Origin of the sequence: Bradyrhizobium viridifuturi (assembly GCF_001238275.1) — a bacterium.
GTDB lineage: Bacteria > Pseudomonadota > Alphaproteobacteria > Rhizobiales > Xanthobacteraceae > Bradyrhizobium > Bradyrhizobium viridifuturi.
Window position 1 is genome coordinate 49,802 of the sequence record NZ_LGTB01000008.1, and the last position, 15,972, is coordinate 65,773.

The following is a 15,972-nucleotide window of genomic DNA, read 5'->3' on the forward strand; positions in this document are numbered from 1 at the left end:
GTGAAGCGAAGCAATCCACCTGTCCGCATGCGCGGGACGATGGATGCTTCGTCGCTACGGTCCTCGCAATGACGCTAGCGGCTCACGCCTTCTTCAACACCGCGACATAAAATCCGTCCGTGCCGGTGCGGCGCGGCGTCATCAGCAGGCCCTCGGCCGATACCAGCGCAGCCTCGGCAAACGCCTCGGCCTTGTCCCACAGCACCGATGCGGTCTGCTCCGGCGGCTGCACCGAGAACTCAGGATGCCGCGCGATGAACGTCCTAACCTGCTCGCCGTTCTCCTCCGCCAGCACCGAGCAGGTGATGTAGGCGATGCGGCCGCCGGCCTTCACCAGCGGCACCGCGCGCTCCAGCACCTCGGCCTGGTCCTTCAGCCACACCTCGAGCGCGCCGGGACGCATCCGCCATTTGGCGTCGGGATTGCGGCGCCAGGTGCCGGTGCCGGTGCAGGGAGCGTCGATCAAGACAAGGTCGGCGGAGGCCTTGATGTCGGCCAGCACCTCCTCCTCGCCGCGCGGCGTGCGCACGTCGCAATTGTGCACGCCGGCGCGCGATAGCCGCTCATGGATCGGCGCGAGCTGGCGCTTGTCGCTGTCGGTCGCGATCAGCCGGCCCTTGCCTTGCATCATCGCTGCGATCGCCAGCGTCTTGCCGCCGGCGCGGCACAGAGATCGATCACCTGCTCGCCGGGCTTGGCCGCCGAGAACAGCGCAGCAAGCTGCGAACCCTCGTCCTGCACCTCGATGGCGCCCTTGATGAAATCCTCCTCAGCATGGATGCCGGGATTGCGCGCGTCGGCGCCGAGCTCGATGCGCAGGCCGAGCGGCGACCACGGCGTTTCCCTGGCGCCGAGATGCGACAGCCGCGGCAGCACCTTCTCGCGCTTGGCCTTGAGGGTGTTGACGCGCAGATCGAGCGGCGCGCGGCTCGCCATCGCGGTGGCTTCCGCCGCGCGGTCGTCGCCGAACACCTTTGCCAGATGCGGATCGAGCCAGTCCGGATAATCGCCTGCGACATGGGCCGGCGCGTCCTTGAGCGTGCGCGAGGCCAGTGCGGCCTCTTCGGTCGCGGTCAGCGGATCCGGCGCGAAGCGGCCGCCGTCGCACAGCGCCGAGATCGTCGGGACATCCATGCCGCGCTCGAGCTTGAGCATGCCGAGCACGCGCGCGCGGGCGCTGTCGTCCTGCATCAGCCAGGCCGCGGAGGATTGCCGGCGCAGCACGTCCCAGATCAGGCCGGAGATCGCGGCGCGATCGCCGGAGCCGGCATAACGGTGCGCGGTGCCCCATTCCTTCAGCGCCTTCGCCGCCGGAATGCGCTGTGCGTCGATGGTGGCGATTAGTTCGATCGCGGCGGAAAGCCGGGCAGCGGGAGTCATGGGTTTCTTTCGGGTCTCTTTTGGTTGGGCGCGTCAAATCAGCAGCAGCAGTCTGAGCGCGAAATACAGCCACATCGCCGCCAGCACCAGCACGCCGGCGAACCAGGCGAGCGAGCGCGGCCGCACGTCGTTGGAGGTGACGAACACCCCGGCATGGGCAAACCGCGTCACCACGAACACCCAGGACATCAGCACGATGAACAGATCGGCACGGCGCAGCGGCAGCGCAATGGCGATCAGGACATAGAACAGCACCGGCAGCTCGAACTGATTGGCAAAGCTGTTGGCGAACTGGGTGGCGCGGGCCGGCCAGTTCGGCTCGCGCAGCGCGATGTCCGCCATCTTGGTCTCGCCGCTCGCCAGCGTCCGCGTGCGCAGCGTCGCCATCCCGAACAGGAGCGCGAAGGTGAGCCCAATCTGGATGAAGACCGGCAATAGAACCATTTGAACCGACACGAAAAACCTCCCTCAGCCGCGGGCACCCGGCCGCCCTCTTAGCCGCCGCACGCGCCCCTGACAATGAAGCGTAAGCGGTAACCCGTTGAACCATGATCCGAGCCCGGGTGACCAACTCCCGGGACCAATGGCGGTTTCAGTTCCTCAGGGATGACGCGATGCGCTTCATCACCCCGATCCTCGACGGCGCGGCCCAGGCGGCGGCGACCCTCGGCGATCTCCTCACCTCCCTCTTGAAGGCGATCGACCTCGGCATCGGCTGGTTCGATGATTCGGCGGATGGCGGGCTCGGCATGGTGATGTCGGGGCTCGCCGGCGTCGCCGCGGCGCTCCTGGTCGCGATCCTGTTCTCGGTCTATTTCCGCAGCGGCTATCGCTCGACGCGCGACATCGTCAGGCACAGCCTTGCCGCGGCGCTGCTGCTCGCCCTGCTCGGCTTTGCGGCCTACGACATGGGCCACGATGCGCTGGCCTATCTTGGGCTCGACGGACAGCCGGCCGTGACGGGAACAAATTCCAACACCGGACTGCTCGGAAACCGCGCCCGGCCGCCTGCCCTCCCGACGCCCTCGATCATGCAGCTCGCGATCTAGGCTCGACACCAACGCTTCGAACAAAACTCTTCAAACAAGACATCAAACAGCGCATCAAACAGGGCAGCGAATAACACGACGAAATCGTCATCGTTCCGACTTCGCGCCGACCTATGCTCCGGCCGAAAGGAGCGATGCATGCCCCAGTTTCGCCTGACCCAGATCTCCGACACCCACCTCGCGCGCCGCTTCAAGCCGCTCGTCGACAACTTTCACCGCGTCAGCGAGCACATCGATGCGACGCGTCCCGATCTCCTGCTCAACTCCGGCGACGTCTCGTTCGACGGGCCGACCAGCCGCGACGACATGATGTTCGCCAAGCAGTTGCACAATGCGCTGCCGGTCGACTGCCTCTATCTGCCGGGCAATCACGACATCGGCGACAATCCGACCGCGGTCGGCCCGGTGCCGGCGCAACTGCCGACCGAACAAACGCGCGGCGCCTTCACCTCGGTGCTCGGCGAGGACCGCTGGCATTTCGACGCCGCCGGCTGGTGCTTCATCGGGCTGAATTCGCTGATCATGAACACCGGCCTCGACAGCGAGGCCGAGCAGTTCGACTGGCTCGCGGCCACGCTCGACAAGGCCGTCGGCCGGCCGGTCGCGCTGTTCGTGCACAAGCCGCTCTATCTCGACGTGCCCTACGATGCCGAGCGCGTCGAGACCGCGATCCGTTACGTGCCGCAGCCGGCGCGCCGCCGCCTGATCGAGATGTTCGGCAAGGTCGATTGGCGTCTGGTCGGCAGCGGCCATGTGCACCAGCGCCGCGACTACACGTTCGAGCATGTCAGGCACGTCTGGGCGCCCTCGGCCGGCTTCATCATTTCCGATGCGCGGCAGGAAGTGATCGGCATCAAGGAGGTTGGGCTCGTCGAGTACCGCTTCCAGTCCGACAGCTTCGAGGTGCGCCATGTCAGGGCCAAGGGTCAGGTCGATGTCGACCTCGACAGCCTGTTAGGCAAGCAGCCGGCAGCCTGAGCTGCCGCGGCTATCGCGCGGCGTCGTGCAGGTCCCGCTTGATGACGGTGAGCAGCGCCTGCAGCGAATCCTTGTTCGGTCGCGGCGCGGTCCGCACGCGAGGCACGTGCCGCATCAGGCGCGGCGGCTCGGCCGCCGGCTCCTCCTCGACGAATTTTCCATGCAAGACGTCGTCGCGGCGCCCCATGATGAACATCGTCGCCCAATAGCCGACGGCGAGGAGAATGACCCCAAAAACAATAGCTTCAAAAACCATGGCTACACCTGAAATATAGCCATATTGAATCAACTGCTCCCGGTCCCCGTCAAGCAAATGGGGGCCGAAAGCCCCCAAAAGCCCGCCAATGTGGCGTTTTTGATACTTTGTTGCCCGGAATGGGAGCTGAGGAGCCCCTGCGTCAGGCCTTGTCCGGCCCGACCCGGACTAGCTGCTTGCCGAAATTGGCGCCCTTGAGCAGGCCCATGAACGCCTCCGGCGCGCTGTCCAGCCCCTCGGTCACGAACTCCTTGTACTTGACCTTGCCCTCGCGCACCCACTGCGACATGTCGCGCAGGAAGTCGCCATGCATGGCGGCGAAGTCGCTGACGATGAAGCCGCGGAACGTCAGCCGCTTGGTCAGGATCGCGAACATGATCGACGAAGCCCATTTCGGCGCCCGCGCTTCGCGATCGTTATAGTGCGCGATCAGGCCGCACACCGGGACGCGCGCAAACGCGTTGAGCTGCGGGTAGACCGCCTCGAATACGGGCCCGCCGACATTCTCGAAATAGACATCGATGCCCTTCGGGCAGGCCTCCTTCAGCTTGGCGGCCAAGTCCGGGTCGCGATGGTCGAGGCAGGCATCGAAGCCGAGCTCTTTGGTCACGTAGTCGCACTTGTCCTTGCCGCCGGCGATGCCGACAGCGCGCGCCCCCTTGATCTTTGCGATCTGGCCGACAGCCGACCCGACCGCGCCGGAGGCGCCGGCAACCACCACCGTCTCGCCCGGCTTCGGCTTGCCGATCTCGAGCAGGCCGGTATAGGCGGTCATGCCGGGCATGCCGAGCACGCCGACGGCGGTCGAGATCGGCGCGATCTTCGGATCGATCTTGGCGAGGCCCTTGCCGTCGGACAGCGCATGGGTCTGCCAGCCCGCGCGCGACAGCACGATATCGCCCTTGGCAAAGCCGGGATTGTTGGACGCGATCACCTCGCTCACCGTGCCGCCTTCCATCACGCCGTCGACCGGCACCGGCGCGGCGTAGGATGGGCCGTCGTTCATGCGCCCGCGCATATAGGGATCGAGCGACAGCCAGATGGTGCGGAGCAGCACCTCGCCCGCACCCGGCGTCGGCGGCGTGTAGTCCTCGAGCCTGAAATTGGCCGGCGTGGGCTCGCCATGCGGGCGCGAAGCCAGAACGATGCGCTTTCCTTGGGACATGATTTTCCTCTTGGATGATTGGTTCGTGGCGCACACGTAGTCATGCAATCCGTCTCCCCGCAAGGGAGATGGATTTTGTTCTTTCGCGTCGAGCTGTTTGAAACGTTGTTTGAAATGACGACCGTCATTTCGGACAGGCAGTGGCGCCGACTCTCAAGGTCGTCATTCCCCGATGCGCAATTGCGCATCGGGGAATGACGTGGGCGAAGTGGCTTACACCCCGCCCGGATAGTTCGGGGCTTCGCGCGTGATGGTGACGTCGTGGACGTGGCTCTCGCGCAGACCGGCGCCGGTGATGCGGACGAACTCGGCTTTCTCGTGGAAATCCTTGATGTCCTTGGCACCGACATAGCCCATCGCCGCGCGGAGGCCGCCGGCGAGCTGGTGCATCACGTTGCCGACCGGGCCCTTGTAGGGCACCTGGCCCTCGATGCCTTCCGGCACGAGCTTCAGCGTGTCCTTGATGTCCTGCTGGAAGTAACGGTCGGCCGAGCCGCGCGCCATCGCGCCGACCGAGCCCATGCCGCGATAGGCCTTGTAGGAGCGGCCCTGCCACAGGAAGACTTCGCCGGGCGTCTCGTCGGTGCCGGCGAGCAGCGAGCCGACCATCGCGATGTCGGCGCCGGCGGCAAGCGCCTTGGCGAGGTCGCCGGAATATTTGATGCCGCCGTCGGCGATGACAGGCACGTCGGCCTTCTTCGCCGCCGCGACCGCATCCATGATCGCGGTGAGCTGCGGCACGCCGACGCCGGCGACGATCCGGGTGGTGCAGATCGAGCCCGGGCCGATGCCGACCTTGATGCAATCGGCGCCGGCATCGATCAGGGCCTGCGCGCCGCCTTCGGTGGCGACGTTGCCGGCCACGACCTGCACCGCGTTGGAAAGCCGCTTGATGCGATTGACGGCGTTGAGCACATGACGCGAATGACCATGCGCAGTGTCGACCACGACGACGTCGACGCCGGCGTCGATCAGGCGCTCGGTGCGCTCATAGCCGGTCTCGCCGACCGTGGTGGCGGCGGCAACGCGAAGACGGCCCTGCGCATCCTTGCAGGCGAGCGGATGGGCGACCGCCTTTTCGATGTCCTTCACGGTAATCAGGCCGACGCAGCGATATTGGTCGTCGACGACCAGCAGTTTCTCGATGCGATGCTTGTGCAGCATCCGCTTCGCCTCGTCCTGGCCGACACCCTCGCGCACCGTAACGAGGTTCTCGTGCGTCATCAGTTCCGAGACCTTCTGGCGGGGATCGCTGGCGAAGCGCACGTCGCGGTTGGTCAGGATACCGACCAGCTTGCCCGGCACGTTCTTGGCGCTACCGGTGACCACCGGAATGCCGGAAATGCCGTTCTCCTTCATCAGCGCCAGCGCGTCGGCCAGCGTGGCATCGGGACCGATGGTCAGCGGATTGACCACCATGCCGGATTCGAACTTCTTCACCTGCCGCACCTGGGCGGCCTGGCCGTCCGGATCGAAGTTGCGGTGGATGACGCCGAGGCCGCCGGCCTGCGCCATCGCAATCGCCATCCGCGCTTCGGTGACGGTATCCATCGCGGACGCCATGATTGGGATGTTGAGCGAGATCGCGCGGGTGACGCGCGAGCGGATATCGACTTCCGAGGGAAGGACGTCGGACAGACCGGGCTTCAGAAGCACATCGTCGAACGTGAAGGCTTCTCGGATAGCCGGAAATCCCGTGGCCATTGCCAACTCCTTATCTGCGGACGCAGCCGCGATGGGTCTTACGGATGAACGCCGCCTGCGGCGACGCTCGCTGCGTCACCGTCGAATCGGTGCCCATCGGTGGGGTTGACGCTGGTCGATAGCATGGCGGCATGACGAATCAAAGTGTTTGCCAGCCATGCACAGGCTTTTTACGGGCCTGGTCAGGGCACCCTGTAGCCGGGTGGCGGGCCGTGCCGGCGGATCGCCTCGACCATCTCGCGGTGGCGCCGGTCCTCCCGCTTCATGTGGACCGCGATCACCGCATGGGCCGACGGCACCAGCAGCAAGACATGGAAAAACAGCCCGAAAATCGCGCAAAACACGATCAGGACCAGATTGAAGATGGCCGAAAACGGCTGTCCGTTCAGGAGCAGCCCGATCGGCGGCAAGAGAGCGGCAAGGACGTAGATCACGGCGCACACCTCGAACGCTGGCGGATGCATAGCAGCGTCACGCAGGATTTAGGGCGTTTGGCCGGTTCCGCAATAGCGTGGCCGAAGGCAGGATGATATGGCCCCCTCGCCCGCCTTTTTCAGCATAGCTGTCCTATTTTGATGAACAAACAACGCCTGATCCCGCTCATCGTGGCCACCGCCTTGTTCATGGAAAACATGGACTCCACGGTGATTGCGACCTCGCTGCCGGCAATCGCCGCCGATATCGGCACAAGCCCCCTGACGCTCAAGCTCGCGATCACGTCCTATCTGCTGTCGTTGGCGGTGTTCATCCCGGCGAGCGGCTGGACCGCGGACCGCTTCGGCGCCCGCATCGTGTTTGCCGGCGCCGTTGCCGTGTTCATGCTGGGCTCGATCGGCTGCGCGCTGTCGTCCTCGGTGACCGATTTCGTGTTCGCGCGCATCCTGCAAGGCCTCGGCGGGGCGATGATGACGCCGGTCGGGCGGCTGGTGCTGCTGCGCTCGGTCGACAAGAGCGCGCTGGTCAACGCGATGGCCTGGGTGACGGTGCCGGCGCTGATAGGCCCGGTGATCGGGCCGCCGCTCGGCGGCTTCATCACCACCTATTTCTCCTGGCACTGGATCTTCCTGATCAACATCCCGATCGGGCTGCTCGGCATCTTCCTGGCGCTGAAATATATCGACCCGATCAAGAGCGAAGACCCCGAGCGTTTCGATCTGATGGGACTCGTGCTGGCCGCATCGGCCTCGCCGGCATCGCCTTCGGGCTGTCGGTCGCAGGCCTCAATCTCCTGCCCTGGCCGATCGTCGCGGCCCTCGTCGGGGTCGGCTCCATCTCGATGACGCTCTACGTGCTGCATGCGCGGCGGACCGGATCGCCGGTGCTGGATTTTTCGCTGCTGCGGCTGCCGACCATGCGCGCCTCGATCGTCGGCGGCTTCATGTTCCGGCTCGGCATCGGCGCGCTGCCGTTCCTGCTGCCGCTGTTGATGCAGGTCGGCTTCGGCCTGTCGCCGTTCCAGTCCGGCCTCGTGACGTTTGCCTCCGCGGTCGGCGCCATGGGCATGAAGACCCTGGCCGCGCGCATCATCAAGGCGTTCGGATTCCGCAACATGATGACGGTCAACGCCGTGGTCAGCTCGGCCTTCCTCGCCGCCTGCGCGCTGTTCACGATCTCGACGCCACTGATGCTGATCTTCACCATCCTGGTGGTCGGCGGCTTCTTCCGCTCGTTGCAATTCACCGCGATCAACACGGTGGCTTACGCAGAGGTCGAGGCGCCGCAGATGAGCCGCGCCACCACCCTCGTCAGCGTCAACCAGCAGCTCGCGGTGTCTGCCGGCGTCGCGGTCGGCGCGTTCTCGGTCGAAACCGTGCTGGCAATGCATCACCAGACCGAGCTTTCCGCCGACGTGTTCGGGCCGGCTTTCATCGTGGTGTCACTGATCTCGGCGGCCTCGGCCTGGTTCTTCTGGCAGATGCCGGCCGACGCCGGCAACGAAATCTCCGGCCGCAAGGCGATCGATATTTCCAGCCGCAAGGGCGCCGAGAAGCGCCGCGCCACCGAAGCCGTCAAGGTCGCGACCGAGGACACCCAGACGCGCGGGATCAGCGGCTGGGGTAATCAAGTCGGGCCTGCGTGCTTGGATTGGGCTGTCCATGCCCGGTCCCGGATCACGCTACAGATTTGGAATTTGTAGTCGCTGAAGAAGTCCGCAACGCCGCGCCTCTTGGCCTTCGCGTGCTCGGGGTGACGGCGCCATTGCTCCAGGGCCTGTTCGGTCTCGAACTCGACGATCGTCACGCGCTCACCGTCTTCGGCAACGAAGCCCTTGTGGCCGACATAGCCCGGCACAGTCCGCGCCAGTTCGCTCATCTGCTTTGCCATTGGGCCGTATTCATCCTGAACGCCGGGGTTCAATCGCGAGCGAAATATGGTGACGATCATGGGCGCCTTCCTGTGCAGGATCGTTTGAGGTCATCGGAGGCGTCGCCCCCAGTGCCCGGTGACCTTGCGACCAGGAATGACATAAATCAAATGCATACATCAGATTATGATTATGCAGAGAATCTAAGCGAGCTTAGCCTTCATTTCGCCGGCCAGCAACGCGATCGCCGGATCAAAACGGCCTGGAGCGGCATTGCGGATCAAGGTCACCACGGCGGGCAAGGTGAAGTCCAGAACGTCCAACACGCGCAGCGCATTCCGGTGTGGGCTTTGCTCGAACTGACGATGCGGCACCAGACCCAACCCGCCACTATGGGCGAGCAGCGATAGCTGGAGGTCCTCACCAAACACCTCCGCAGCGATGCGGATCGGCAGTTGCAGCCGGTCAAACGTTTTCATGAGTGCCGCACGGCATCCGCACCCCGCGGGTTCAGGAACCAACCCTGCCCGGAAAGGTCGCGCAGCCGATAACGATGAGCGCCGCGCTTCGCTGGTAATTTGGCCGGGCCGACGATGACGACCCGTTCGGCGCCGAGCGCAATGCTAGTCAGCCCGGGCGGAAGGGTGTGGGCCTCGGTCAGGAGGCCCACCGCGCAATCGAGCGATCCGTTGCGCACATCCTCGATGAGACCGGCGCTCCAGTTTGAGCTGATCTGCAGCTTGATCCGAGGGAACGTGCGGTGCAGGGCATCGAGTGGCGTGGTCAGGACCATCTCGCCGAGGCCGTGGGCAATCCCGGCCTTGAGATCGCCGGCCGGATCGGCTGCGCCCGTCGTGCAGGCCTCCAGCTCCGCGACCGCGGTCAATACTCTCCTGCAATGCTCCAGGACATGGTTCCCGAGCGCAGTGAGAACCGCCGGCTTTACCGCACGATTGAATAGCGGCGCATCGCCGATCGCGGCCTCAAAGTTCTGGATCCGCCGCGTCGCGGCCGGCTGCGTCAGGTTGAGGCGTGCGGCCGCGCGGTTCACCGACCCTGTTTCCGCGACTGCGACAAAGGCTTGGATATCCTGCAAATTCATAAGCAGGAAGCATAATCAGATTTTTATTATGCAGGAAGTAGAAAGTCTGGGAGCCGCGGCGGATTGCTCACGACGCGGGCTTTTGGGCAGCACGAAACCCAGTCGCCAGCACGTAGCGCTCGGACGAGTCCTGCCGGCTCGCGGACGGCTTGACGTGACGGACGGTGGCGAAATCGCGCTTCAGCTGCGCCACCAGCTCGGCGTCGGCGCCGCTCTGGAACACCTTTGCCAGGAACGTGCCGCCGGGATTGAGCACCTCGCCGGCGAAATGCGCGGCGGTCTCGACCAGGCCGATGATGCGCAGTTGGTCGGTCTTGCGATGGCCGGTCGTGTTGGCGGCCATGTCGGACATCACGAAATCGGCGCGGCCGCCCATCATCGCGATCAGTTTTTCCGGCGCGTCATGATCGAGGAAATCGAGCTGCGCGAAGGTGACGCCGGGGATCTCGCCCATCTCCAGCAGATCGATCGCGACCACCTTGCCCTTGCCGTCGGCAGCGCCGGTGCGCTTGGCCGCGATCTGGCTCCAGCCGCCGGGCGCGGCGCCAAGATCGACGACCGTCACGCCCGGTTTGAGCAGGCGGTATTTGTCATCGATCTCGAGCAGCTTGAAGGCCGCGCGTGAGCGGTAGCCCATCGCCTTGGCCTTGGCGACATAGGGATCGTTGAGCTGGCGCTCGAGCCAGAGCTTTGACGACAGTTTACGCTTGCCGCCGCTCTTGACCGTGACGTGCAGCCGCCCGGTGGTGTCTTTCGCCATGATCTTTCTTGGATTGGTGTGATTGGGCGTGTTCTAGCACGCCCGCAGCGCGCCGTCCTCGCGCATCATCTCGACCAGCATGCCCTCGCGCAGGCCGCGATCGGCGACGCGGAGCCGCGGCATCGGGAACGCGTTGCGGATCGCATCGAGGATCGCGCAGCCGGCGAGCACCAAATCGGCTCGCTCGACGCTGATGCAGCTGTTGTTGACGCGCGCCTCATAGCTCATGCCAAGCAGCCTCTGGATCGTCGCTGACACGTCGCCATCGTTCATCCAGATGCCGTCGATGCGGCGGCGGTCGTAGCGCGACAGATTGAGGAAGACGCCGGCGAGCGTGGTCACGGTGCCCGAGGTGCCGAGCATGTGCATGTCGCGCAGGTCCCGGCCATGCTCGGCCGCGAACGGCGCGACGTGGCGCGCGACCTCCTCGATCATCTGCGCGTACAAATCGCGGGTCACGTTCCTGCCGCCGAAATGTTCGGCGAGGGTCACGACGCCAAGCGGGATCGACATCCACGCCTTGATGCGCGGCGGCAGATCGGGCGCAGCCGGATCACGCTCGATCCGCACCAGCTCGGTCGAGCCGCCGCCGATGTCGAACAGGATGGCGCCACGCCCCTTCGGATCGAGCAGCGGCGAGCAGCCGATCACGGCAAGCGTCGCCTCGGTCTCGCGATCGATCACCTCGAGCTCGATGCCGGTCTCGGCCGCGACGCGCGCGCGAAAGCTCTCGGCGTTGCCGGCAGCGCGGCAGGCCTCGGTGGCGATCAGCCGCAGCCGGCGGGCCTTGCGATAGCGGATCTTGTCGCTGCAAATGGCGAGCGCGGCGATCGCGCGCTCGATTGCCGCCTCGCTGATCGAGCCGGTGGCTGCGATGCCCTCGCCGAGCCGGATGATCCGCGAGAAGGAGTCGACCACGCGGAACCCGTCGCCAGTGGGACAGGCAATCAAGAGCCGGCAATTGTTGGTGCCAAGGTCGAGCGCGGCGTAGACGCCGCTTTCCGCGGCCGCCGCAACCAACCCCGACGGGGCTTCGCCGGCCGGAGGGCCGTCGCAAAGCCGCACATGGTCGTTCATCAAAACTGTCTTTCCGCAGGCCCCCAAGGGCGATCCCTGGGCCCGCCGAATAATTGTCGTTCACGGAAACTTTAGCAGCGTCAAAGCCCTGCGCAAACTCCGTTCACATTGGGTCCATGCCCAATCGGGCGTTGTCGTTAAGGGGGGCGTGCGTTATCTCCTCAACGCCCCCAAACTCCAGCAAATCCGGGCATTTCAGGTCATTTTCGATGCAAGATCATACGCCGTCCGCCTCCCTCGATAACGCTATCGCACTGCAAAAATACGGTGTCGGACAGCCCGTTCGACGAAAGGAGGACGACACCCTGGTGCGCGGCAAGGGCCGATACACCGACGATTTCTCCCTGCCCGGCCAGGCCATCTGCTGGATGGTGCGCTCCTCCCATGCCCACGGGCTGATCAAGGGGATCGACACCGAAGCCGCCAAGGCGATGCCGGGCGTGCTCGGGGTATGGACCGGCGCCGACCTCGCGGCCGCCGGCTACAAGCCGTTCACCTGCGGCCTGCCGCTGAAGAATCGCGACGGCTCGCCGCTGCTGCAGACCAACCGCCCGGCGCTCGTCACCGACAAGGTGCGCTTCGTCGGCGATCCCGTCGCTTTCGTGGTCGCGGAGACCGCAGCTCAAGCGCGCGATGCCGCCGAGGCGGTCGGGGTCGACATCGAGCCGCTGCCGGCGGTGACGGATGCGGCGGAAGCGGCCAAGCCCGGCGCGCCGCAGCTCTACGACAACATCCCCAACAACGTCGCGCTCGATTATCACTATGGCGACACCGCGAAGATCGAGGCGGCGTTCGCCGCCGCCGCACACGTCACCAAGCTCGACATCGTCAACACCCGCGTCGCCGTGGTCTCGATGGAGCCGCGCGTCGCGCTCGCCCACTACGACAAGGCAACCGAGCGCTTCACGCTGCAGGTGCCGACCCAGGGCGTCTCCGGCAACAAGGCAATCCTGGCGCGCCTGCTCAACGTGCCCGCCGACAAGGTCCGCATCCTCACCGGCAATGTCGGCGGCTCGTTCGGGATGAAGAACCTCAACTATCCCGAATACACCTGCATCGCGCATGCGGCGCGCGAGCTCGGCCGTCCCGTGAAGTGGCTCGACGAACGCTCGACCAGCTTCCTGTCCGACAGCCAGGGCCGCGCACAACTGATCCATGCCGAGCTCGCGCTCGACGCCGACGGCAAGTTCCTCGCGGTGCGCCTCTCCGGTTATGGCAATCTCGGCGCCTACATCACCGGCGTTGCGCCGGGCCCGCTGTCGCTCAACACTGGCAAGAACCTCGCCAGCGTCTATCGCACGCCGCTGCTTGGCGTCGACATCAAGACGGTCCTGACCAACACCACGCTGATGGGCGCCTATCGCGGCGCCGGCCGGCCCGAGGCCAATTACTACATGGAGCGGCTGATCGACGCCGCCGCCGACGAGATGGGCATCAACCGCTTCACCTTGCGCAAGCGCAACTTCATCAAGCCGTCGCAGCTGCCATTCCCGGCGGCTTCCGGCGTCACCTACGACAGCGGCGATTTCGCCGGCGTGTTCCAGAAGGCGCTGGAAATTTCCGACTACGACAATTTCGCCAAGCGCAAGAAGGAGAGCAGGAAGAGCGGCAAGCTGCGTGGCATCGCCGTCGGCTCCTATCTCGAGGTCACCGCGCCGCCCTCTGGCGAGCTCGGCAAGATCACCTTCGAGCCCGACGGCTCGGTGAAGCTCACCACCGGCACGCTGGATTACGGCCAGGGCCACGCCACGCCGTTCGCCCAAGTGCTGTCCGAGCAACTCGGGGTGCCCTTCGAGAAGATCACGCTCGAACAGGGCGACAGCGATCTCGTGCGGTTCGGCAACGGCACCGGCGGCTCGCGCTCGATCACTGCGACGGGACAGGCGATCGTCGAGGCTTCCGCGCTCGTCGTCGAGAAGGGCAAGAAGGCCGCCGCACACATGCTGGAGGCCTCCGAGGCCGATATCGAGTTCGGCCAGGGCCGCTTCACCATTGCCGGCACCGACCGCTCGATCGGCATCATGGAGCTCGCCGAGCGGATGCGCGCCGGCAAGATGCCGGAGGGCACACCTGAGACGCTCGACGTCGACCACGCCACCAAGGAAACCGCGTCGACCTTCCCGAACGGCTGCCACGTCGCCGAGGTCGAGATCGATCCCGACACCGGCGTGACACGGATCGTGCGCTACTCGGCGGTCAACGATTTCGGCGTCGTGGTCAATCCGATGATCGTCGCGGGCCAGTTGCATGGCGGCGTGGCGCAGGGCATCGGCCAGGCGCTGATGGAGGAAGTCAGCTACGACGCCTCCGGCCAGCCGATCACCGGCTCGTTCATGGACTACGCCCTGCCGCGCGCCGGCGACGTGCCCGCGATGCAGGTCGGCGATCACCCCTCGCCGGCGAAGTCCAACCCGCTCGGTACCAAGGGCTGCGGCGAAGCCGGCTGCGCCGGCAGCCTCGTCTGCATCGTCAACGCCGTGGTGGACGCACTGTCGGAATACGGCGTCAAGCATATCAACATGCCGCTGACGCCCGAACGTGTCTGGCGCGCGATCCAGGACGCCAAGGCGAACGCGGCATAAGGGCGCCGCTTCGCCTCACCCATCGCTGTCATCACCCGCGAAAGCGGGTGATCCAGTATTCCAGAGACGTCAGCGATAGAACCGAGAAGCCGCAGCGTACTGGATACCCCGCATGCGCGGGGTATGACAGTTTGTGCGTGTGGATGGTTTTTGCCTCTTCCCTACGCCGGCGCCCGCTCGGGTCCGATCAAGCCGATTTCTTCAGCGCGCGTTCCAGAAACTCCAGGCGGTCCTGCCCCCAGAAAATCTCGCCGGACGGCAGCACGTAGCTCGGCGCGCCGAAAACGCCGGCCTTCAGCGCGTCCTGCGTGTTCGCCTCGTAGAGCCGGTCAAGCTCGGCATCCGACGGAGCGCCTGCGCGCACGGCCGCAGCGTCGAGGCCGGCACGTTGCGCGGCGGCCGACATGACATCCGCGTCGGAGAGCGCCTCCTCGCGCTCCCAGATGGCGCGGCCGAATTCCAGCGACAGCCGGTGGGCATCCTTGCCCTGCAGGGCGGCAGCAATGACGAGACGCACCGCCGCGAGGTCGTCGCTCGGAAAATGCTTGGGCTCGATGTTGAGCGGAATGCCCCTCACCTCACGCCAGCGCTTCAGCTCGACCAGGCGGTAGGCCTGCCGTTGCGGCGAGCGCTTTGGCAGCGGCAAGCCACCGGTCTGCTCGAAGATCGGACCGAACTTGCAGGGCTTGGCGTTGACGGTCGCGCCATGGCGCCGCGCGATCTCGGCAAACGGCGCGCTGCCCATAAACGTCCAGGGCGAGTTGAGCGACAGGTAATAGTCGATGATGACCGACATCTACGCCGCCGCCTGTTCGCGCGGCTGGGTGATCGCGATGTGCCAGCAATGCGCGAGTGGCTTGCCGTTGCCGAGCACCAGCGCATCGAGTTCGACGAAGCGGTGGCCCTTCTTGTCGTAATTGCCGGTCACCTTGGCTCGTGCCGTCAGCTCGTCACCGATCTTGCCCGCCGACAGCAGCTGCATGCGGGTGCCGACATGGATCCAGGGCCCGAGGATCGCATTGTCGACCAAGACCTTGTTCATCACCCGTGGTAGCAGGCCGGGATGGCCGAGACCTTCACGCAGATAGATCGGGTCGGTCTCCCTGATATCGGCGAGATACTCCTTCGCCGCATCGCCCGACCAGTCGCGCGGGATGACGCCGAGCCACTTGCCCTCCTCATAGGACGACGCGCTGACCGGCTTGCGTTCGGCAACCGCGGCGACCTGCTTGTAATCGTCGAGCGTGAATGCCGGCGCAGACGCCGGCAGCGACGCAGTGCCGGTGGCACAGAGCTCGCCGCGGCTATGGAGTTCGATCGACAGTCCATTGCCGGTCTCCCGGCCGGTCAGTTCCGCGATCTCGCCGTCATAGACCGGCTTGACGAACCGCGCCTCGATCAGGCCGCGTTCGAGGAAATCGCGGCCCCATTTCTCGACCGGCAGGTGCATCATGTAGGCCATCACGTCGACGCCGGGTACCAGACCGCCGGAAAAGCCGAACTTCCGCGCCACCGTGTCGTCGTGGATCTTGTTTTCCGAGAGCTTGGAGGTGTTGTAAGCCGAGACGCGATAGGTCTGCGCGGCGGTCGTCGAAGACATCGGGTTTCCCCTTA

General features: G+C 65.5%; 15 protein-coding genes and 2 pseudogenes. 4 read left to right on the forward strand and 13 right to left on the reverse strand.

What is annotated here, in order from left to right; translation table 11 throughout:
* Positions 1 to 82: 82 nt before the first annotated feature.
* Positions 83 to 1,380 (reverse strand): annotated as a pseudogene (locus ALC15_RS09160) (RsmB/NOP family class I SAM-dependent RNA methyltransferase).
* Between the two features lie 33 nt (positions 1,381 to 1,413).
* Entirely contained in the window at positions 1,414 to 1,836 is a 423-nt protein-coding gene (locus tag ALC15_RS09165; RefSeq protein WP_050626960.1) for an MAPEG family protein, read from the reverse strand.
* 158 nt (positions 1,837 to 1,994) lie between these two features.
* On the opposite strand from ALC15_RS09165, the gene ALC15_RS09170 reads away from it, so the two are divergent.
* Positions 1,995 to 2,429, forward strand: coding sequence for a hypothetical protein (locus ALC15_RS09170; RefSeq protein WP_050626961.1), 435 nt, complete (start codon positions 1,995 to 1,997; stop codon positions 2,427 to 2,429).
* A 138-nt stretch (positions 2,430 to 2,567) separates the two neighbouring features.
* Positions 2,568 to 3,407 (forward strand): metallophosphoesterase family protein, encoded by an 840-nt coding sequence (locus ALC15_RS09175; protein WP_050626962.1) that lies wholly within the window; start codon positions 2,568 to 2,570, stop codon positions 3,405 to 3,407.
* Between the two features lie 10 nt (positions 3,408 to 3,417).
* Here the strand turns inward: ALC15_RS09175 and ALC15_RS09180 are convergent, their stop codons facing one another.
* The 4 genes from ALC15_RS09180 to ALC15_RS09195 all read right to left on the reverse strand — a co-directional run bounded on the left by ALC15_RS09180 (position 3,418) and on the right by ALC15_RS09195 (position 6,966).
* Entirely contained in the window at positions 3,418 to 3,696 is a 279-nt protein-coding gene (locus ALC15_RS09180; RefSeq protein WP_430649149.1) for a hypothetical protein, read from the reverse strand.
* Between the two features lie 109 nt (positions 3,697 to 3,805).
* Complete coding sequence (locus ALC15_RS09185) at positions 3,806 to 4,828, reverse strand: NADP-dependent oxidoreductase (RefSeq protein WP_050626964.1); 1,023 nt, start codon at positions 4,826 to 4,828, stop codon at positions 3,806 to 3,808.
* 213 nt (positions 4,829 to 5,041) lie between these two features.
* A complete protein-coding gene (gene guaB / locus ALC15_RS09190; RefSeq protein ID WP_050626965.1) occupies positions 5,042 to 6,532 on the reverse strand; it encodes an IMP dehydrogenase in 1,491 nt (496 codons plus the stop codon).
* A 182-nt stretch (positions 6,533 to 6,714) separates the two neighbouring features.
* Positions 6,715 to 6,966, reverse strand: a complete 252-nt coding sequence (locus tag ALC15_RS09195) for a hypothetical protein (protein ID WP_021081377.1) — start codon at positions 6,964 to 6,966, stop codon at positions 6,715 to 6,717.
* Positions 6,967 to 7,107: 141 nt separating this feature from the next.
* Between ALC15_RS09195 and ALC15_RS09200 the strand changes: the two are divergent.
* Positions 7,108 to 8,593: pseudogene (locus ALC15_RS09200) on the forward strand (DHA2 family efflux MFS transporter permease subunit).
* On the opposite strand, the gene ALC15_RS09205 reads toward ALC15_RS09200, so the two are convergent.
* The 5 genes from ALC15_RS09205 to ALC15_RS09225 form a co-directional block, all read right to left on the reverse strand.
* A complete protein-coding gene (locus ALC15_RS09205; RefSeq protein WP_050626966.1) occupies positions 8,594 to 8,917 on the reverse strand; it encodes an antibiotic biosynthesis monooxygenase family protein in 324 nt (107 codons plus the stop codon). It abuts the pseudogene before it with no gap.
* Between the two features lie 123 nt (positions 8,918 to 9,040).
* Positions 9,041 to 9,316, reverse strand: coding sequence for a hypothetical protein (locus ALC15_RS09210; RefSeq protein WP_050626967.1), 276 nt, complete (start codon positions 9,314 to 9,316; stop codon positions 9,041 to 9,043).
* A complete protein-coding gene (locus ALC15_RS09215) occupies positions 9,313 to 9,939 on the reverse strand; it encodes a LysR family transcriptional regulator (RefSeq protein ID WP_050626968.1) in 627 nt (208 codons plus the stop codon). The genes ALC15_RS09210 and ALC15_RS09215 overlap by 4 nt, the downstream gene beginning before the upstream one ends.
* A 67-nt stretch (positions 9,940 to 10,006) precedes the next feature.
* Complete coding sequence (locus tag ALC15_RS09220; RefSeq protein ID WP_050626969.1) at positions 10,007 to 10,699, reverse strand: RlmE family RNA methyltransferase; 693 nt, start codon at positions 10,697 to 10,699, stop codon at positions 10,007 to 10,009.
* Between the two features lie 33 nt (positions 10,700 to 10,732).
* Positions 10,733 to 11,776 carry a Ppx/GppA phosphatase family protein gene (locus ALC15_RS09225; protein WP_094193782.1) on the reverse strand — a complete coding sequence of 348 codons (1,044 nt, stop codon included), beginning with the start codon at positions 11,774 to 11,776 and terminating at the stop codon, positions 10,733 to 10,735.
* A gap of 209 nt (positions 11,777 to 11,985) precedes the next feature.
* Between ALC15_RS09225 and ALC15_RS09230 the strand changes: the two genes are divergently transcribed.
* On the forward strand, positions 11,986 to 14,358 hold the full coding sequence (locus tag ALC15_RS09230; RefSeq protein ID WP_050626971.1) for a xanthine dehydrogenase family protein molybdopterin-binding subunit: 2,373 nt from the start codon (positions 11,986 to 11,988) through the stop codon (positions 14,356 to 14,358).
* A gap of 187 nt (positions 14,359 to 14,545) precedes the next feature.
* On the opposite strand, the gene ALC15_RS09235 is transcribed toward ALC15_RS09230, so the two are convergent.
* Positions 14,546 to 15,154 carry a 2-hydroxychromene-2-carboxylate isomerase gene (locus ALC15_RS09235; RefSeq protein ID WP_050626972.1) on the reverse strand — a complete coding sequence of 203 codons (609 nt, stop codon included), beginning with the start codon at positions 15,152 to 15,154 and terminating at the stop codon, positions 14,546 to 14,548.
* Positions 15,155 to 15,958 (reverse strand): hotdog family protein, encoded by an 804-nt coding sequence (locus ALC15_RS09240; RefSeq protein WP_050626973.1) that lies wholly within the window; start codon positions 15,956 to 15,958, stop codon positions 15,155 to 15,157.
* Positions 15,959 to 15,972 lie beyond the last annotated feature (14 nt).